This is a genomic window from Sphingopyxis sp. NFH-91, assembly GCF_021401285.1.
GTDB classification, from domain to species: Bacteria; Pseudomonadota; Alphaproteobacteria; order Sphingomonadales; family Sphingomonadaceae; genus Sphingopyxis; species Sphingopyxis terrae_A.
In genome coordinates, this window is record NZ_JACBGA010000003.1 from 319,142 (window position 1) to 338,430 (window position 19,289).

Annotated in this window: 11 protein-coding genes; 4 read left to right on the forward strand and 7 right to left on the reverse strand. The window is 65.3% G+C overall.

All coding sequences use genetic code 11. From position 1 onward, the window contains the following. Positions 1 to 26 precede the first annotated feature (26 nt). The gene (locus L0963_RS09655; RefSeq protein WP_003046553.1) at positions 27 to 536 is read right to left on the reverse strand and encodes a winged helix-turn-helix transcriptional regulator; all 510 of its coding nucleotides are present in this window, start codon (positions 534 to 536) and stop codon (positions 27 to 29) included. A gap of 123 nt (positions 537 to 659) precedes the next feature. Here L0963_RS09655 and L0963_RS09660 point away from each other — a divergent pair, with 123 nt between their 5' ends. Both L0963_RS09660 and L0963_RS09665 read left to right on the forward strand, forming a co-directional pair. Further along, the gene (locus L0963_RS09660; protein ID WP_186401329.1) at positions 660 to 995 is read left to right on the forward strand and encodes a CC_3452 family protein; all 336 of its coding nucleotides are present in this window, start codon (positions 660 to 662) and stop codon (positions 993 to 995) included. A 142-nt stretch (positions 996 to 1,137) separates the two neighbouring features. Then, a complete protein-coding gene (locus L0963_RS09665; protein ID WP_058811283.1) occupies positions 1,138 to 3,231 on the forward strand; it encodes a RelA/SpoT family protein in 2,094 nt (697 codons plus the stop codon). Positions 3,232 to 3,238: 7 nt separating this feature from the next. Here the strand turns inward: L0963_RS09665 and L0963_RS09670 are convergent, their stop codons facing one another. Genes L0963_RS09670 through gdhA form a run of 5 tightly spaced genes read right to left on the reverse strand, consistent with a single transcriptional unit; the run spans position 3,239 to position 14,361 of the window. Further along, positions 3,239 to 7,579, reverse strand: coding sequence for a hypothetical protein (locus L0963_RS09670; protein ID WP_442800556.1), 4,341 nt, complete (start codon positions 7,577 to 7,579; stop codon positions 3,239 to 3,241). A 3-nt stretch (positions 7,580 to 7,582) separates the two neighbouring features. Next, positions 7,583 to 9,541, reverse strand: a complete 1,959-nt coding sequence (locus tag L0963_RS09675) for a hypothetical protein (RefSeq protein WP_234179310.1) — start codon at positions 9,539 to 9,541, stop codon at positions 7,583 to 7,585. A gap of 3 nt (positions 9,542 to 9,544) precedes the next feature. Continuing rightward, positions 9,545 to 11,524: a heme-binding protein gene (locus tag L0963_RS09680; protein ID WP_186401330.1), complete on the reverse strand. Its 1,980-nt coding sequence runs from the start codon at positions 11,522 to 11,524 to the stop codon at positions 9,545 to 9,547. 4 nt (positions 11,525 to 11,528) lie between these two features. After that, the gene (locus L0963_RS09685) at positions 11,529 to 12,968 is read right to left on the reverse strand and encodes a cytochrome c family protein (protein WP_234179312.1); all 1,440 of its coding nucleotides are present in this window, start codon (positions 12,966 to 12,968) and stop codon (positions 11,529 to 11,531) included. A 37-nt stretch (positions 12,969 to 13,005) separates the two neighbouring features. Further along, the gene (gene gdhA, locus L0963_RS09690; RefSeq protein WP_003046570.1) at positions 13,006 to 14,361 is read right to left on the reverse strand and encodes an NADP-specific glutamate dehydrogenase; all 1,356 of its coding nucleotides are present in this window, start codon (positions 14,359 to 14,361) and stop codon (positions 13,006 to 13,008) included. Positions 14,362 to 14,527: 166 nt separating this feature from the next. Here gdhA and L0963_RS09695 point away from each other — a divergent pair, with 166 nt between their 5' ends. Continuing rightward, a complete protein-coding gene (locus tag L0963_RS09695; protein WP_234179314.1) occupies positions 14,528 to 15,454 on the forward strand; it encodes a tetratricopeptide repeat protein in 927 nt (308 codons plus the stop codon). Positions 15,455 to 15,477: 23 nt separating this feature from the next. Continuing rightward, positions 15,478 to 16,146 carry a hypothetical protein gene (locus tag L0963_RS09700; RefSeq protein ID WP_186401333.1) on the forward strand — a complete coding sequence of 223 codons (669 nt, stop codon included), beginning with the start codon at positions 15,478 to 15,480 and terminating at the stop codon, positions 16,144 to 16,146. Positions 16,147 to 16,159: 13 nt separating this feature from the next. Here the strand turns inward: L0963_RS09700 and putA are convergent, their stop codons facing one another. Further along, complete coding sequence (putA, locus tag L0963_RS09705; protein ID WP_234179316.1) at positions 16,160 to 19,252, reverse strand: bifunctional proline dehydrogenase/L-glutamate gamma-semialdehyde dehydrogenase PutA; 3,093 nt, start codon at positions 19,250 to 19,252, stop codon at positions 16,160 to 16,162. Between the last annotated feature and the right edge of the window lie 37 nt (positions 19,253 to 19,289).

Genomic DNA, 19,289 nt, shown 5'->3' on the forward strand with positions numbered 1-19,289 from the left:
CGAGCGCGTCGTCCGCAAAGTGGGGATCATTCGGCCGCGACCGGTGCCATCCGCACGCGCGCCTGGCCGAGCGGCTGGAGTTCCGAACGATGTTTCCAGACAAGCTCGCCATATTCCAGCGGCCGGCCGTCGTGCGCGGTGATCGTCACCGGGCCGATCGGCTGTTCGTCATGCGAATCGACGAGCACCGGGGTCGAGGGAACCCCCGCCCCCCATTTTTCGCCCCACTGGCGCAGCGCGATCATCGCGGGCAGCAGTTCGACGCCCTTCTGGGTAAGCTGATACAGAACCTTGCGACGATCCTCGGCCATCACTTCGCGCGCCATGATGCCATGATCGACCAGCTTCGACAGCCGGTTTGACAGGATGTTGCGCGCGATATTGAGCTCCTGCTGGAACTCTTCGAAATGATGGACACCGTTGAAGGCGGCGCGAAGGATCATGAAGGACCATCGTTCGCCCATCGCCTCGAGCGCGAGCGGCAGGGCGCAATTGCCCCCATCAAGATCGTTCAGTTTTTCGCGTAATTTTCCCATAGGCCATGCCCTAACGTAAAATCGCCGCCGTGCCAAAAAAATATAGGGCCTCGGTTGCATTTCGCAACGGACGCACCAGATCGCGAAGCGCAACCTTTCGGTTGTCAAAAAAAGGAGGCTCCCATGTTCCATTTCCGGCTTTCCCCCGGCACCCCGATGCTCGCCCTGGCGGGCGCGCTGTCGATCGGCGCCGCGGCGCTCCCCGCTGTTCCTGCCGCCGCCGCTGGCGGCCCTTTCTATCGCGCCGAACTGGCCGACGCGGCGAAGACCGCGCGCTTCGTCGCCCGCGATGTCGTCTGGGTCTGTGAGGGCACGACCTGCACGGCAGGCCGCGGCACCAGCCGTCCGCTGATGATGTGCGCCGCACTCGCCAAAAAGACGGGCCGGGTTACCAGCTTCACCGTCGATGGCAAGCCGCTCGAGAACGCCGACCTCGCGCGCTGCAACGGCGAAGGCTGACCCTTCGCCCGCAACAAGGGCCGCGCCGGCTCTCCCCCTGCACCGCGCGGCCCTTTTCTTGCCCTGGCGAAGCCTCGTGGCTTCGCTGCTCCACCGATACAAATATATTGCAATTGGCCTCGCATGAACGACATTGGATGCGATGCTGAGGCAGTATGAACTTGTCGAGCGCGTGCGCGCTTATGATCCCGACGTCGACGAGGCGCTGCTGAACCGCGCCTATGTCTTCACCGTACAGAAGCACGGGAGCCAGAAGCGCGCGTCGGGCGACCCTTATTTCAGCCATCCGGTCGAGGTCGCGGGCATTCTGACCGACCTGCATCTCGACAGCGAGACGATCGTCACCGCGCTGCTCCACGACACGCTGGAAGACACGCTGACCACACCCGAAGAGATCGAGCGGCTGTTCGGCGCCGACGTCGGGCGACTGGTCGATGGCGTCACCAAGCTCAGCAAGATCGAGGCGCAGACCGAGAATGAGCGCGCCGCCGAAAATCTGCGCAAATTCCTCCTCGCCATGTCCGACGATATCCGCGTGCTGCTCGTCAAGCTCGCCGACCGGCTGCACAATATGCGCACGCTGCATTTCATCAAGAATCCGGACAAAAGGCGCCGCATCGCCAAGGAGACGATGGACATCTATGCCCCGCTCGCCGAGCGGATCGGCATGTATGAATATATGCGCGAAATGCAGCTTCTGGCCTTTCGCGAGCTCGAGCCCGAGGCCTATGCGACGATCACCGGCCGGCTCGCCAAACTGACCGCGGGCGGCAAGGACAAGGTGGCCGGGATCAGCCGCGAGTTCAAGGAACTGCTCGCGAAAAGCGGGATCGAGGCGGACGTGTCGGGGCGCGAAAAGCATCCCTATTCGATCTGGCGCAAGATGCAGGAACGCCACGTCAGCTTCGAACAGGTCACCGACATCATCGCCTTTCGCGTCATCACGCGCAGCGATGCCGACTGCTATGCCGCGCTTGGCGTCTTTCACCGCAAGTGGAAAATGGTCCCCGGCCGCTTCAAGGATTATATCTCGACCCCCAAGCGCAACGGCTACAAATCGCTGCACACGACGATCATGCACAATGAAAATATGCGGATCGAAATCCAGATCCGCAGCGAAGCGATGCACCAGCAGTCCGAATTCGGCTTTGCCGCGCACTGGGCCTACAAGCAGGGCGGCGGCTCACCCGACGGACAGGCGGGATGGATTCGCGACCTGCTCGAAATCCTGGACCAGACGCACGATCCTGACGAACTGCTCGAGAATACGCGCATTGCGATGTATCAGGACCGCATCTTCGCCTTCACGCCGAAGGGCAGCCTGTTCCAGCTTCCCAAGGGCGCGACGCCGGTTGATTTTGCTTATGCCGTCCACACCGGGCTCGGCGACCGCACCGTCGGTGCCAAGGTCAACGGCCGGCTCGTGCCGCTGCGCACCCAGCTCGTCAACGGCGATACCGTCGAGATATTGTCGTCCGAAAAGCAGACGCCGCAGCCCGCGTGGCTGGGCTTTGCGGTGACGGGCAAGGCGCGCGCCGCCATCCGCCGCCACGTCCGCTCGAAGGAAAAGGTCGAACTCGCCGCCCTTGGCCGCAAGATGTACGACGAGATCGCCCGCCGCCTGCCCAACAAGGTCGGCGACAAGGCGCGCGCCGCCGCGCGCGAGCGGCTGAAGCTAGAGGATGACAGCGCGCTCTATGTCGCGATCGCGCGGCGGCGATTGTCCGACGACCAGATTCTCGAAGCGCTCGTCCCCGGCATCACCGCCGAGATGAAATCGAAGCCGGGCAAGCTGCGCCAGGGCGCTGCGGTGTCGATCGAGGGGCTGACCCCCGGCGTCGCCTACAAGCTTGCCGACTGCTGCCACCCCGTTCCCGGCGACCGCATCGTGGGCCTCGCACGGCCCGGCGAGGGGATCGAGGTTCATGTGATCGATTGCCCCAGCCTGGCCGACGGAATCGACGCCGACTGGATCGACCTGAGGTGGCAGGAGGACAGCGAGGGCGGCAATGCCCGGCTGTGCGTCGTAATCCTCAACGAAACCGGTACGCTCGCCGAAATGTCGGGCATCCTCGCCGCCAATTCGGCGAATATCACCAATCTGCGGCTGTCGAACCGGGAGGGCGATTTCCACACCTATGACGTGGTCGTCGAGGTGCGCGACGTTCAGCATGTCATGCGTATCCTGTCCGCCCTTCGCGCATCGGACAGCGTCGTGCAGGCCGAGCGGCTCTAGCGAAACGTCAGTTCGGGTATGCCAGGGGCGGTCGCCATGCCGCCTGATCGACGGTGTCGCTGACCTTGTAGACCAGCCCCTCGCTGTTCAGGAACAGCTTCTCCATTTCGGGCCGGGTGAAGGGGCGCGAACCGACGCGGCCGAACACCGCCATCTGCCCCCCCGTTTCGTCGACCGCCCGGTCGCGGTCGAGCCCCTTCGACAGCGCGAGCGCCGGCGAAGGAGTTTTGGCCCAGGCGATCAGTTCGGGCGTCGGCGCGGGCGAGAAGCCATAGAGGCCGGGATTGTCCGGACTGGTAAGCTGGAGCACCTTGATGCCGTTCCGTCCGTCGGCGACATAGGCGAAGAGCGACGCGTTGGTCGATGCGACGATTACATCCTCGGCATCGTTGAGCGCTCCCCCGAAGGTCATCGCGGGCCAGACGGCCGGCGCCATCGGCCGCGTGACGTCGACGATCACCAGACCATCCTGCTTGGCCGCGACATACATGAAAGTGCGCGCGAGATAGATTTTGCGCGCGTTGGCGAGCCGCACCGTTCCCGCCGGAACCGGTTTCGGCCGGTCCATATGCGTGATGTCGAACAGCTTCACGCCCTCCGCGTCAGTGACCCACAGGTACCGGAACTGCACGGCACTCGCGCGCGCATCGGTCAGCGGCAGCTGCGCCGTCACCTTCGGTTCGAGCGGCGTCGACAGGTCGAGCACGACGAGCCCGGCATCGGTGGTGACATAGGCATAGTCGCCCGCAAGCGTCACGTGGCGGGCCCCGGCAAGCACATTGTCTGGATTCCACGTTAGCGCGCGGCTCAGCTTGTTATTACGGAATTCGCCGTCCGCCATCGTGTCAATGTCGACCAGAATCAGGCCTTCGACGCTGTCGGTGATGACGGCATAGCGGTAGAGCGGGTGCAGTGCCTGTTCGTGATTTTCAGGGAAATCCTTACGGATATGCTCGTTGCGGGCCATGCTGATCGGCTGGGTCGTGCCGATCGCCATGCAGGTCGCGTTCGTCGTTTTGACATGCGTATCGTGCCCCAGCGGCGAAAAAGGCGCGCGGGTGATGCGTTCGGAGAAGCCCTTGTTGCCGATCGATGCGACGTCATAGACGCGAAAGCCGCCCCTGCCTTCGGCGACAAACATATATTCGCCGCGCAGTTGCAGGCAGTTGACCCGGCCGCTCGTCCCCTGGACGATATTCGCGAATTCCTCGAGCGCATGGCTTTCGCCCGACCCCTTCTTGTCGAAGGTCTTGCCGCGCACCCAATTTTTGAGCTCGCGATGGTTCTGATCGACGTGCAGGCGCCAATAGTCGGGATAGGCATATTTCTGCAGATAGCTGCCGATCACCGCCTGCGGCTCGTCCCATTCGGTGACGCGGGTCGCCTGGAAGCCGTCCTCCAGCCCCGACCAGACATTGAGCCCGACGAAATTGACAAAATTGGTCCCCATCAGGAGCAGCTGCGACATGATCGCATTATTGTCATCCGCCTGCGACAGATGGCAGTCGGTGCACTGCTTCGTTTCCTGACGCCGGACCGTATGCGGGAAATGCGGCGCGAAGGCCTGGCTCGAGAAGCCTGCAGCAGAGATCGGCGGTTGCTGGATATAGATGCGTTCGCGGTTGAGGTTCGTCGAGGACAAGACCAGCGCCGATGTCGACCGGATCGGCGCGATGATCCCACGCGGATTGCCGTCGGCGTCGGGCTCGCCGGGCTTGGTCAGCATGTGCCGGCCGAGCTGGAACATTTCGTCGCGCGCGACCTGCGGGTTGTAGGTTGCGAAGTTGCGCGTCTCCTCCCCTTCGAAATGGTGCATGCTGGTCTTCCAGTTCGCCTCGATCGGCAAATGGCAACCGCCGCAGCTCGTCGTCCACGACAGGTGACAGGTGAAGCAGGCCATCTTGTCGTCGCCGTGCGCGCGATCTTCCCTTGCCACGCCCGGCCCCCACGCAAAGCTGCCATCGTCGGCGCCGCTGCGCGACATCATTTTGGCGCGCGCCGCCTTCGCGTTGAAATGCGGTCCCGGCGTCACCGCCTGCTTGACGAGGCTGACCTGCCACTGGAGCTTCGGATCGACGATCGACCGCTGGATCAGCCCGGTGATTTCGCCATTGTCGTCATATTGGAATTCGAACCGGCGCCGGCCGTCCGAATTGCGGAGCAGCGCAAGATTGGTTCCCTGCGGCCGTGCCGCGACATTCGAGGTGAGCAGATTGGGATAGGCGTCGGCGGTGCCATGGCAATCCTTGCACCCGATCTCGACCGCGTTCGCGACCTCGCCCTGGATATAGCCATTGCCGTGCGCATCCTGCGCGAAGTGACAGTCGGCGCACTGCATCCCCTTTTCGGCGTGAATGTCCATCATATGGACCGCCTTGCCGGGGTTGATGCCGGGCGGCACGAATTTGCCCTCGACACCGGGTTTGGCGGGATCGGCGCTGGCGAGGCACAGGTCGCGCTGCGCCGGGTCGCTGTAGCTGGCGCAGCTCTTGCGCCATTTTTCGGGATCTTTGGGATCGACGATATGCGCCTTGTCGGTGCCATAGGTCGACATATTGCCGTCGGCGTCGAGCAGATTGCCGCTGCGGTCGCGTTTGAAGATGCCGCGGAAGTTCCAGCCATGGCCGTGATAGTCGGCGAACTGGGTGTCCTTGTTACTGTCGTTCACGTCATAGACGTCGCGCAGAAACTCGACGTCGGCCCAAAGGCCGCGCGGGCTCGCGCCTTCGGGATTGCGTTCGAGAACCTTGTGGACTTCGGCGGCGGTCGGATAGCGTTGTTGCTTGTATTTCTTCTGATATTCCTCGTCGCTCATCCCCGGCGGCCGCGGCGCGGTGTTGTCGGGGCCGGGCCATAGCTGCGGCGCATCCGATTCATAATCCCACATCGTGTAGCCGAGGTAGGAGTTCAGGAAGATATTGGGCTGGTGCATGTGGCAATTCATGCACTGCGCCGTCGGGATCGCGCGGGTGAAGGTATGGGTGATCGGATGCCCCGATTCGCGCCGTTCCTTCGCGGGAACCGCCTGCGGTCCGGCTTTCGCGGCTTCGGGATCGATCAGCGCGCCATGGCCGTCGGGCGACGGCGCATGCTTCGCCGTATCGCCAAGTGCGTCGCCAGCGCTCCCACCATGTCCGCCGTCATGTCCGCCGCCGTGCCCATCATCATCGGGTTTCCTTTTCTTCTCCGCGATCGTCGGATCGATCGTCGCGCTTTCGCCATCGCGGCCATATTGCGCATAGGTCAGACTGTGCCGCGGTTCGCGGTCGTTGGCATAGATGACATGGCAGCCGGCGCAGCCCGACTGGCGATAATCGCCCGGCTGGTCGTTGGTGCCCATGAACCACATGAAAGGATCGTTGAGGCGCGTCTTGTGGATGTTGAGCACCGGAATCGCGACACGCAGCCCGGTGCCGGGGCCGCGGTTCGACTGTTTGAGGTCGGGGCGTCCGGGTTCCTCGAGCCGCTGGATGCTGCCGGTCGGGTTCGGCAGGCCGATTTCGGCGAACTGGGTGTTGATGTTGCGGCCACCGCGTTCGAAGACGCGGAAGACGTCGCCGGGCGGGATCACGCTCCAGCGCGGCAGCGGGTACATCTTGGCAAGCGCGCCGCGTTTCTTTTCGGCGTCGGTCAAAATCTTGTCGAAGCCGAACTCCGGCTTGCACGCCTCGGCATATTCCTCTTTCGTCAGCCGCGACGAGGGCGACAGGATGCAGGCGGCCTTGCCGTCGCGCGTATAGGCCTCGCCGAAGATGTAATTCTTGTAGGGAACGATGCCGTTGTTGTACGCCGCCCCGCCCCACAGCATCGCGCCGGTCGACATCAGCGACCGCTCGGTCGCCTCGATGATCTCGAGATGGCACGACCCGCAAGCCTCGCGCGCCACGCGGTAGTCGCTCGGGTTGACGAAGCGGATATATTCGGGCGCCTCCTTGTTGAGCAGCGTGTAGCTGCGTTTCGGGTTCGCCGATGTGCCGCCCCACGCGCCGGGCAGCGTCGGCTGGGGGTGCGCAAGCTTCATCGCCGCCAGATTATAGGGATTGTCGTAGCCAAGTTCGGGGCGCCCGAACGCCGCGGGCGATTGCGAATCGCCGCCGTGGCAGTCGGTACAGCCGAGCCGCACCGCAGGCGTCGCGTGCATCGACGGCCGGTCGGTCTGGGTATGGCAGCTGTAACAGCCCTTCGACTTTGCCTCGACGTCGGCCTCGCTCTGTTCGCGCGGTGCGGGCGGGGTGAAGCGATAGGTGACGGCGACCGGCTTTTCGCCTTCCGACGCGCGCGCGCCCTGCATACCGGCGGTCATCGCCATCAACAGGAAGATCAGGAGGGCGAGGAGCCTGCGCATCATCGTCTAGAAACTCACGATCAGATTGGCGAGGACCGAGACATAAGCCCGGTCGCGCTCGCGATTCTCGAACAGATCCTTGAAACCGTCGCCGGGCAGCAGCACCGCGGCGCTGAGGCGGCCGACGATATTCTGCGTCGCCTTGGGCCGCCAGATGCCTGCCACCGACAGATCCCAGCCGATATCCTTGGGGATCGACCCTTCGCTGCGCAGCACCTGCAAACCCGCTGTATTGTCGAACCACAGATGATTGGCGTTCACGCTGACGCGCGTTTCGGGCGACAAGTCGAAATCGGCACCGGCGCCGACGAACACGGTGCCGGGGTTGTTGAAATTCGACTGCCCCTCTTCCTTCGAAGAGCGCAGCGAATTGAGAATGCCGTTGCGACCGCTCAACGAAATGACGCGCCCGCCGCCCGCAAAGGGAATCGTCTGACGAATCCAGTAGCTGGTGTCGGCGCCGCCGAAGATCGGATTTTCGAAGATAGCATCGAAACCGCCCTCGACATTGTTATAGGGATCGCTGTCGCCCGTGGCGTAAAGGCCCGACAGGCGAAAGCGCATCCAGTCGTGATCGTAGCTGAGTTCGGCAGCGCCGAAGCCCGCGCGGATCTTTGCCGGCTTGCTGGTGAAGAAACTGTTCCGGTCCTCACCCAGTGCTGCATAAAAGCTGGCGGTCAGATTGATCCGCCCGATACGCCCGTCGGCGCTGTAACCAAGATAGGTCACGTCATATTCGCGGCCGCGCAGATCGCCGAGCAGGGCCGGGCGCACCGGAAAGCCATTATGGTCGATCTGGATGTCGTTCTTTTCGCGGTTGCGATTGTAGGTGACGCTGAGCTGGCTCGTCAGCCCGACGAACGGGAAATCCTGGCGATAGAGGTTCGCGGTGAAGATGAAATCGTCGCGCGGGCTTTGCGTGATGTCGTTGAGCCCGCTGTTGGTGTCCTTTTCGAGCCGCCAGAAGGCCGCGACATTATATTGAAAACGGTTGTTGTCGCGGTTGCCGAACAGGCGGATGCCGAGTTGGCTGTCGTTGAACAGGAAACCGCGAAAATCGCTCTGGAACGGCTGGATGCCGATGCGGATCGAATGGAAGTCGTAACGGTCGCTGTCGTTGCCCAGATGCTTGTCGACGAACAATTCCTGCACCCCCAGGAAATTGTCGTAACGATGGCTTGGCTGCGACGGGCGCACATCGAGCACGCGCCGTTCGGGCACGTCGACATAATTGAAATTATAGGCCAGCGTGACGCGATATTCGACGTCGGGCGGCTTGAAGGCGGTCGACCCCTTGATGAGCGCGGCGCCCGCGATCAGCGTCTGCGACAGCACGAAGCTGCGATTCTTGCCGAACACGTCGAGGCTGCCCGGCCGCTCGGTGGTCTGGACGCCGACCGGAATCGGAAAGGTGCGCGGTTCGAACACCGTGTCTGACACCGCACTGGCGACGAAAAACCAGTCGTCGCCCCGGATGGGGAGCCACGGCACCTTCGACCGGTCGATCGGCCGGTCGCCCTTCAGCGTATTCTGATGATAGGGATCGAACCAGCGTTCCTTGACCACGCCGAGCGATTCGATGAGGCGCCAGCGGTCGGGCACCGGCAGTTGATCCTCGATCCCCGGAAAGGCCTGCGGCGGCGGCGGACGCAGCGCGCCAACATTGTCCTGCCGCATCTGCTCGGGCAGATCGGGCGTGTAGCCGGGGCGGCGGCGGCCTTCGATAATCTGGGTGACCAGATCGTCTTTCAGCACATCCTTCCAGTCGACCGGCGGCGGCGGCGGGATCAGCGCTTCGCCGTCAGGCGCCGGGAACGCAGCCGGCGCCGCGCCCTGCGCAGCGCCATCGGGCGCGGGCGGTTCGGGCGGCGGCGGGGGCGGCGGCAACGCCTGCCCCGCCGCGGGTGCACCCTGCGCCGCGAGCGTCGCGATGATCGGCAGCAGGCTGCTTCCAAGCGCGCTCATCGCCTATAGCCCCTGGCAGACATTCTGCTGGCTGGTGTCCAGGAAGGGCGCGAAGGGGCAGCTGATGTAGCGCAGGCGCACCGTCTTTCCATCGGACAGGGTGACGACGATATTGTCGGCACGCTTGTCGATCGGGGCGTTGCCGATCGTGCCGACACGCGCGCCGCCGTTATGCGCTCCGAGGAAGCTGATCATATCGTCCTGGTCGATGCCGTCGCCCGACACGCCGATCGCGCCGACAAGCTGCGCCCCGCGATAGATGGGCACCGAACCCGGGAAAATCTGGATACCGTTCTGCAATCGGTTCTGTCCCGCGGCGACGTCGGGCAAGGTCGTGCAGCGCTGCGGCGTGTCGGTCGCGCTGGCGCCCGATACGAAGCCGAGGTGCGCGCCGATATTGCCGATGACGAGCGCCGATTGCAGCCCGGTCGAAAAGGGATTGAACTGCGCGATCGGGCGCGACAGCGGGCCATTGGGCCGCCCGACCTCGCCGTCGGGGAAATAGGGACGCGAGAGATTGCCCCCCGACCGGTCGGCGAAGGCGAAGGTACCGGTCAGCGCGCTGGGATCGTTCAGAAAACTGCGCACCGCGGGGACGAAATGCTGCACGTCGGCGCTGGCGTTGGCGCTGAGCTCCGCCCCGGCGTTGGCGCCCGAGAAAAAGGCCGCGGTGCGCGCCTTTTGCAGCGACACGTCGGTGCCGAAAATCGGCGCGTCGGGCGCGCGGACGATGCCGAGCACGGCGCCATGCGTATCGACGAGACTGATCGTCACCTGCGCCCGGCTGTCGAGCGGGCGGCGAATCTGCGCGCGCGCGCGGCTCATCACGGCAAAGGCGTCTTCGAGCACGGCGCGCACCTCGGCCTGGGTCAGCGGCGCGCTGTTGGTCGATGCATCGGTGCCGGCGCGGATCGGAAAGCGGTTGGTGCCGCTGCCATTGGTCAGGACAAAGGCGTCGCGGTTGGAAAATTCGGCCGCGGTCGAGGCGCGGATTCCCGACGCTTCACTGCCATAGGCGGTGCCCGCGACGATCGCCGCGGCGGCATAGCCGATGACCGCGACCAGATTGCCGGCCGTGCCGTTCAGGCTGGCGAAGCTCGCGCCGCCGCTCGTCTGCAAGCCGCCATAAGTGGCGTCCGAAAAGCGCAGCGTCGTCCCGTCGACGGTGATCTTGTCGGCGGTGATCGCCGCCGGCGCCTCGAATCCGCGCGTCCCGGCGAGCGCAATGAACTCCTCGGCATCATTGTCGATGTCGAGAATGTTGGAATCGCTGCCATAGACGCCGTCGCCCATCACCCCGATGCCGCCGACGAGCACGCCATTCTTGTAAAGCGGCAGACCGCCCGGGTCGGCCGCGAGGCCGAGCGGCGAGCGCTTTGGCCCGATCAGCGCGCCGCCGCCCATGGCGCCGAAGCGCGCGGCAAGATCGCTGCACGGAAGCTGGCTGAACTGCACCCCGAACAGCGGCCCGCTCTCCAGCCCCGCAGTCGTCGGCGCGGGCGGGAAATGCTCCTGGACGATCTGGCTCGCGGTGCGCGTCGAAAAGGCGTTGCCGCCGCTCGACAGATAGGCGCCGGTGATCGCCTTCGCGATCGCACCCGCTTCTGCAGGGAAGGTGACGTTCTGCGCGTCGATATTGTCGCCGTTGGGCGCCGCCGAGGTCGTCGCGGTGGCGCGCGCGCCGTTCATGCGGAAGACACCGAGGACATTGCCGACGCGGTCGGTGACCGCGATTACCGACGGAAGGCCGCGCGCCTGCGCCTCGGCGATTGCGCCGGCGAGTACGGTCTGGACGTCGGCGACGCTGAGCGACTGGCTCGCGGGCGGCGTGTAGAGGCCGCCGGTCGGAGTGGGAGTCGGCGTCGGCGTGGGCGTTGGCGAGGGGGTCGGCGTGCCGCCGCCTCCACCGCCGCACGAGGCGAGGAGCAGTGCCGGGCCGGCGACAAGGGCGGCGGTGCGAAAGAGGCGCGATCGGGTCCGCATCGGCTTACCGCAGCGCCTGAATCGCGCGCACCGCGCTGCCGAAGGAGGCCTGGAAGTCGCTGGGCTTGTAGGCGTTGGGATCCTTGACCGAGGCATAGGCGCGGTCGATGTCGGCGCGGATGCCCGCCGCAGCGCCGATGGTGATCCGCCCCGACGAAACCATCGCGTTGAGCAGCGTGTCGACCCCCATCACCGCCTGCGACGACCCCGCATAGTCGGTGAAGCGGTCATTGACCGCCTTGCCCGCAATCGCATCGACCATCGCAAAGGCGTCGGTGCCCGAAAAGGCGCGCGCTGCGAAGGCGCTTTTGAGCGCCGCGACCGTCTGCGCCAGATCAGCGGCGGCGCGAACCGCGGCCGGACGATCGGTCGCGATCGCGCGGTGGAAGGCGGCGCTGCGCGCGCCGAGCTGTTCGGCAAGCGCGGGCGAGGCCATGCGCGCGGCGGCCGAGAGCATGATCAGATTTTCGTCATTATAGGGCGGCATGCCTTCGGGAATGCCCGGCCGCGCCGGATTGTCGACGCTGGTCTTCACCGGCTTCGCCTGATCGTAGATCCGGCGGTGGCAACTGTGGCAGTCGAGGAAATAAAATTCGGGGAACATCCCCTCGGTCCCGCGTTTCGACTGGAACAGCGCGAGGCTGCGTTCGAGCGCGGTCGCCTGCCCCACCGCCCACATCTGCACATGGTCGGTGCGCGCGCCCGCCGCGCCGAACTTGCGCCAGCCATAATCGGCATCTTCCTGATGATGCGCCTGGAGCGAGGAGAAGAGGTCGAGCTCGAATGAAATGCGCGGATGCCCCGCCGCCATGATGCGGTGGGTGACGAACTGCCCCTCGCCCGCGGCCCCGAAATGGCAGTCGACGCACACGCCCGCGCGCACCACCGGATCCTCGAGCCGGCGCAAGCCGGCGCGCAGATTGGCGAGATGCTTCTCGCGCATTTCGCCGCCGGGGCTGGGGTTGGCGCCGACCCCGGCATAATGGCTCGCGATCCAGCTGCCTGCAGGACCGTGGCAGGATTCGCAGGTGACGCCGTCCTCGACCGGCGCGGCACCGCGGCTCGTTGCCGCATCGCTGTGGCACCCAAGGCACATCGAGGCGCGCGCCGGATCGCCGATGCCGAGGTTGCGGGCAATGAACTGGCTTCGGCTGGTGTTGAGCACGGCCCAGGCGCGGCTATGCGCGCCGCCGGGGGTCGAGGGTTCCTGCCAGCGCATCAACTCGTCCTGACGGACAACGACGCCGTCGCCCTCCATCCGGCCGTGGCAGGTCGATCCCGCGCAGGACGCAACACCCAGAAAACGCCCGCCGCTTTCGTCCTGCGAGCGCGCCGGAGGCGCCGAAAGCGTCGCGGCGATCGCAAGCATAGCAAGCAGCAGCGCCAGTGCCGCCACCGCCGCCCACGACCGATCGCCGCGCCCGATGCCAGCGTGCGTCGTCATTCCCACGAGTCCCCTTTTGCCCTGAGGGCCTTTTACCCTAAACGACCCCGAACGCCAGCATCGCGTCGGCGACTTTCTTGAAGCCGGCGATGTTCGCGCCCTTCACATAATCGATATAGCCGCCGCCCTGATCGCCATAGGTCAGGCAGCGTTCGTGGATGCCCGCCATGATATCCTTGAGCATCTGTTGCAGCTCGGCTTCGCTCCAGCTGCGCCGGCCGCTGTTCTGGCTCATTTCGAGGCCCGAAACCGCAACCCCGCCGGCGTTGGCCGCCTTGCCGGGCGCGAACATGATCTTTGCGTCCTTGAAGACATGAACACCGGCAAGGTCGGTCGGCATGTTCGCGCCCTCGCTCACCGCGATGCAGCCGTTCGCCACCAGCATTTTCGCATCATCGCCATTCAGCTCGTTCTGCGTCGCGCACGGCAGCGCGACGTCGCACGGCACCGCCCACGGCGTTTTGCCCGCGGTAAAGGTGGCGCTCTTGAACTCGGCGCAATAATCCTCGATCCGGCCGCGCCGGTGCGTCTTGTGCGCCTTAACCCAGTCGATCTTTTCCTGGGTGATGCCGTCGGGATCGTGGATGAAGCCGCCCGAATCGGACAGGGTGAGCACCTTGCCGCCCAGCTGCACGATCTTTTCCGCCGCGTGCGTCGCGACATTGCCCGATCCCGAAATCACCGCGCTCTTGCCGACGAGATCCTGCCCCTTCGCCGCAAGCATGTTTGCGAGGAAATAGACAGCGCCATAGCCCGTCGCCTCGGTCCGGATCAGCGAGCCGCCCCATTCAAGGCCCTTGCCGGTGAGCACCCCGGTAAATTCGTTCGTAATGCGCTTGTACTGGCCGAACATGAAGCCGATTTCGCGTCCGCCGACGCCGATGTCGCCCGCCGGCACGTCGACGTCGGCGCCGATGTGGCGATAGAGCTCGGTCATGAAGCTCTGGCAGAAGCGCATGATCTCGCGCACGCTCTTGCCCTTCGGGTTGAAGTTCGACCCGCCCTTGCCGCCGCCCATCGGCAGGCCGGTGAGCGCATTCTTGAACGTTTGTTCGAACGCCAGGAATTTGAGGACGCTTTCGGTCACGCTCGGGTGAAAGCGGATGCCCCCCTTATAGGGGCCGATGGCATTGTTGTTCTGAACCCGCCAGCCGCGCTGGACGCGGATATTGCCGTTGTCGTCCTCCCAGCAGACGCGGAAGGACACGACCCGGTCGGGTTCAGCAATGCGCCGCAATATCTGCTGCGCGTGATATTCTTCCTTGTCGGCGATGAAGTCGAAAATATCCTCGGCGACTTCCTGCACCGCCTGGACGAACTCGGGCTGGCCCGGGTTGCGCCGCTTCACACCTTCCATGAACGTCGGAAAATCGACGTGATCCGCTACCGCCATGCACCCCTCCCACGCAAAGACTTGGGAAAACCGGTGCGACCCCCTGTTTTACGATTTTATCGTTGACCGACCTCGCCCGACAGAGGCTACACCTTTGCCCGCCAAAGGCAATATGGCGCGGCACCGTCGCGCGCGATTTCGCCGCGGCGAATATTCGGGGGATGGAATGAGCGAAACCAAGGCCATGTCGACGACGAACCGTGCGATCCTGATCGCCGCCTTCCTCCTGCTCGCCGGCGCGATCGGCTACGCGATCTGGCGCGATTCCGCCAATTATGCCGCGGCGCCCGCGCCGACGGCCGCAGCGTCACCCGATGCACAGCTTGCCGCAATCGAGGACCGGACGCGGCGCGAACCGCAAAGCGCCGACGCGTGGATGGCGCTCGGTGCCGCGCGTTTCGACCTTGGCGATTATCCCGGCGCCGCCGCAGCTTATGAAAAATCGGTCGCGATCGCGCCCGAGTCGGCTGGGCTATGGTCGGCGCTTGGCGAGGCGCGCGTGATGGCAAGTCCGCGCGATCCGATGCCCGCCGCCGCGGCCGAAGCCTTTGACAAGGCGATCGCGCTCAATCCCAGAGATCCGCGCGCACGCTATTTCATGGCAGTGAAGAAGGATATCGCCGGCGATCACAAGGGGGCGATCGACGAATGGTTCGCGCTGCTCGCCGACACGCCGCAGGGCGCTCCGTGGGAGGCCGACCTGCGCCGCACGATCGAGCAGGTCGGCGCGATCAACAAGATCGACGTCGCCCCGCGCCTCGCCGCGACGCAGCCGCGCGCGCTCAAGGCCGACGAGATGCCCGTCGCCGCGCGCGCAATCCCCGGCCCCAGCCGCGCCGACATGGAAGCCGCCTCGCAGCTTCCCAAGGGGCAGCAGGACGCGATGATCGTGGGGATGGTCGACGGGCTGGAGGCCAAGCTGAAAGCAAATCCGGCGGACGTCGACCGCTGGATCATGCTGATGCGCAGCCGGATGACGCTAGGCGAAACCGCAAAAGCGGCGCAGGCACTGAAAGACGCGCTCGCCGCCAATCCGGGTGCGGCACAAAGGCTGAAGGCGCAGGCGCAGATGCTCGGGGTGCCGGGGACCTGATTTTTTAGCAGGGGGAGAAAGTCGTGAAATCCGTGATGATATTGGCCGGTATAATGGCCATGGCCGCCGCCGCACCGACCGCAGCCGCACGCGAGAGCTTTGTGCTGGAAATCGGCGGCGAACAGCTGACGGGACTCGCGCCCGAAGGATATTGCGTTCCCAAGGGCAGGGACAAGGAAGCCAGCGATCTGCTTGCCACGGGTGACACGCAGAATTTCACCTTGATCATGCTGATCCGGTGCGATCGCCAAAATCATCCGCAAGGGTTCGGCGCCGACTATTTCCTGATCAAGGCGGCGCGCGAGACGATAGACGTCGTTATGGAACGCGCCGAATTCCTCAAGCTGATGGAGGCCGAGATTGGCAAAGCCGAATGGCGATCGGGTGAAACTTCGGACGCGTTGCTGAAAAATGCGTCGAAGGACGTAAGCAGCGCGCTGGGGACGGATATCGCGATATCCGGCGCACTGCGCCCGCATGGCGTCGACACGAGCTGCGCCTATCTTGGCGGTTCGCTGAACGTGGCCACCGACGGAAAAACGCTCCCCATAGTCGCGGGGGCCTGCCTGACCTCGGTCGCAGGCAAGCTGCTGTCGGTTAACGCCTATGACGAGGCGAAGCCGCCCGTCGACGCGGCCGTCCAGATGCGCCGCGCGCGCGCTTTAGCGATGCAGTTGAAGGCCGCTCCCTGACCCGAAAGCTGCCCTAACCCGCCATCAGCGCCGCATTGCCGCCCGCGGCGGTGATGTCGGTCGAGATCGATTTTTCCTCGGCGAAACGGTGCAGATAATGCGGGCCACCGGCTTTCGGCCCCGTGCCCGACAGACCTCGGCCGCCGAAGGGCTGCGATCCAACGATCGCGCCGATCTGGTTGCGATTGACATAGACATTGCCGACCGCCGCGCGCGCCGCGACATGCGCCGCGACGCCGTCGATCCGCGTGTGGACGCCTAGCGTCAGGCCATAGCCCGAGGCGTTGATCGCGTCGATCAGCGCGTCGAGCTCGCCGCCTTTCCATGTCGCGAAATGCAGCACCGGTCCGAAAATCTCGCGCCTGAGATCGGTGACATGATCGAGGCGGATCATCGTCGGCGGTACGAAGGTACCGCCCGCCGGCCAATCGGTGCGCGCCGCCTCTGCGATCACGCGGCCCGCGGCGCGCGCATCCGCGACATAAGCCGCAATGTTCGCTTGCGCCTCGGCATCGATGATCGGACCGACGTCGGTCGAGAGGATCGCCGGGTCGCCGATGTTGAGTTCGGCCATCGCGCCCGCGACCATGTCGATCATCGTGTCGGCGACATCCTCTTGCACGCAAAGCAGGCGAAGCGCCGAACAGCGCTGGCCCGCCGATTGGAAAGCGCTCGCGACGGCGTCACGCGCGACCTGTTCGGGAAGCGCGGTCGAATCGACGATCATCGCGTTGGCACCGCCGGTTTCGGCGATCAGCGTCGCGATCGGACCGTCACGCCCCGCGAGGCTGCGGTTGATCGCGCGCGCAACCTCGGTCGATCCGGTGAATGCGACGCCGATGATATCGTCATGACCGGTCAGCGCTGCGCCCACCGTTTCGCCGCGACCGGGGAGAAATGCCAACACATCGGCGGGCACACCCGCCTCGAGCAGCAATTCTATCGCGGCATGCGCGATCAGCGGCGTCTGTTCGGCGGGCTTCGCCAGCACGGCGTTGCCCGCGGCGAGCGCCGCCGAGACCTGCCCCAGAAAGATCGCCAGCGGGAAATTCCACGGGCTGATGGCAACGAAGACGCCCTTGCCTTCGAGGATCAGTTCGTTGCGCTCGCCGGTCGGGCCGGGCAGCGCGATGGGGTAGGAGAAATCGGCGCGCGCCTGGGCGGCATAATAGCGCAGGAAGTCGACCGCCTCGCGCACTTCGGCCACCGCATCGACGAGCGTCTTGCCCGCCTCGTCGATCGCCAGCCCCAGAAAGAGAGCATCGCGTTCCTCGAGCAGATCGGCCGCGCGTTCGAGCCGTTCGGCGCGGAAAGCGCCGCCGGCAAGACTCCAGTCGCCCTGCGCCGCGCGCGCGGCGGCGACGGCGGCATCGACCATATCGGCATCGGCCTCGATCATATGACCGACGACAGCGCCGGTTGCGGGATTGCGCACCGCTTCGGCGGTGCCCGCCGCTGCCGTGCCGCCGACGATCGGCGCCGCGATGCGCCCGCTGTCACGCGCCCCGGCAATCGCGGCCGCCAGCGCCTCGGGCACGCCGGGTTCGCCAAGGTCATAGCCGCGCGAATTGCGCCGGACGGGATCGAAAAGCTGGAGCCCGGTCGGGATCTTCGACGGCACGCTCGCGATGCTGCGCGGGTCGACCGCCAGCTCTTCGGCGGTCACGTCGGGGTCCGAAAACTGGTGCACGAAACTGCTGTTCGCGCCATTTTCGAGCAGGCGGCGGACGAGATAGGCGAGCAGGTCGCGGTGGGTGCCCACGGGCGCATAGACGCGTACCGGGCGCGGCGGCGGCGACAGCGCAACGATCGCATCATGCGCGCCTTCACCCATGCCGTGCAGCCGCTGCAGTTCGTAATCGGCGCCGTCGAACAGTTCGGCGATGAAGGCCAGCGTCATCGCATTATGCGTCGCAAAGGCCGGGAAGATGCAATCCTGATGCTCGCGCAATATCTGCGCGCACGCCATATAGTTGAGGTCGGTGTGGTTCTTTGCGGTGAAGACCGGAAAATCGCCGAGCCCCATCGTCTGCGCGCGCTTGATCTCGGTATCCCAATAGGCGCCCTTGACCAGCCGCATCGACAGCATGACGCCCCGCGCGCGCGCCTTGGCGGCAACCCAGCGGATCGCCTCGCTCGCGCGCTTCTGATAGGCCTGGATCACGATGCCGAGCCCGGTCCAGCCGTCGGCGAGCCCCGCGTCGATCAGCGCGCCATAAACGTCGAGATGCGGTTCGAGCCGGTCGCTTTCCTCGGCATCGATCATCAGCGGAATGTTGACGCCGCGCGCGGCGCGGGCGAGCGCGATAACATCGGGGATCAATTCTTCGCGAACGCGCTCGGCCTGCAGATATTCGTAACGCGGGTGGAGCGCCGACAGCTTGATCGAAATGCCGTGGTTGGCAAATGGGTCGCCCGGCTTCGCATCGCGGCCGATGCGCGCGATCGCCGCGGCATAGCTGTCATAATAGCGCCGCGCATCCTCTGCGGTGCGCGCCGCTTCGCCGAGCATGTCGAAGCTGGCGAGTTCGCCCTTGTCCTTGTCGGCACGCCGCACCGCGGCGTCGATCGTTTCGCCCATCACGAACTGCTGGCCGAGCAGCTTCATCGCCGCGAGCGCCGCCTGGCGGATCACCGGCTCGCCCGAGCGGCGGATCATCGACTTGAGCAGGGTGAGCGGGTTCGCCTTGCTGCCCATCGCGCCGAGCATCAGCGTCGCCGAGCCCAGCGACAGGCCGCGCGCCGACAGCGCGACAACCAGCGGGCTGTCCTCATCCTCGCCCTCGCGCCAATGGCGTCCGGCGATCTTGTCGCGGATCAGCGCATTGGCGGTCGCGCTGTCGGGAACGCGCAGCAGCGCTTCGGCAAGGCACATCAGCACGACGCCTTCCTCGGTCGACAGGCGGTAGCGATTCATGAGCTGCGCGACGAGCGTTTCGCGCTCGCCCTCGGCCTTCGCCTTGCGGATGAGCGCGAGACCCCGCCGCGTCACTGCCTCGAGGGTGGCGGGCGAGCGGGCAAGCTGGGTCCGCAGATCGGCGACAAGGTCGGCTTCGGAACGGCGGGCGAGGGCGCGGATGGCGGCGCGGTCGGTCGGCTGGGTCATGGCGTATGATAGCATGCGCTGCAAAGGCAATCCGCCT

Excerpts from the sequence above, each read along its gene's own strand:
- gdhA (WP_003046570.1), bottom strand. The coding sequence starts at position 14,361 with ATGGCGGTAGCGGATCACGTCGATTTTCCGACGTTCATGGAAGGTGTG.
- L0963_RS09685 (WP_234179312.1), bottom strand. The coding sequence starts at position 12,968 with ATGACGACGCACGCTGGCATCGGGCGCGGCGATCGGTCGTGGGCGGCG.
- L0963_RS09675 (WP_234179310.1), bottom strand. The coding sequence starts at position 9,541 with ATGAGCGCGCTTGGAAGCAGCCTGCTGCCGATCATCGCGACGCTCGCG.
- putA (WP_234179316.1), bottom strand. The coding sequence starts at position 19,252 with ATGACCCAGCCGACCGACCGCGCCGCCATCCGCGCCCTCGCCCGCCGT.
- L0963_RS09680 (WP_186401330.1), bottom strand. The coding sequence starts at position 11,524 with ATGCGGACCCGATCGCGCCTCTTTCGCACCGCCGCCCTTGTCGCCGGC.
- L0963_RS09665 (WP_058811283.1), top strand. The coding sequence starts at position 1,138 with ATGCTGAGGCAGTATGAACTTGTCGAGCGCGTGCGCGCTTATGATCCC.
- L0963_RS09695 (WP_234179314.1), top strand. The coding sequence starts at position 14,528 with ATGAGCGAAACCAAGGCCATGTCGACGACGAACCGTGCGATCCTGATC.
- L0963_RS09655 (WP_003046553.1), bottom strand. The coding sequence starts at position 536 with ATGGGAAAATTACGCGAAAAACTGAACGATCTTGATGGGGGCAATTGC.
- L0963_RS09660 (WP_186401329.1), top strand. The coding sequence starts at position 660 with ATGTTCCATTTCCGGCTTTCCCCCGGCACCCCGATGCTCGCCCTGGCG.
- L0963_RS09670 (WP_442800556.1), bottom strand. The coding sequence starts at position 7,579 with ATGATGCGCAGGCTCCTCGCCCTCCTGATCTTCCTGTTGATGGCGATG.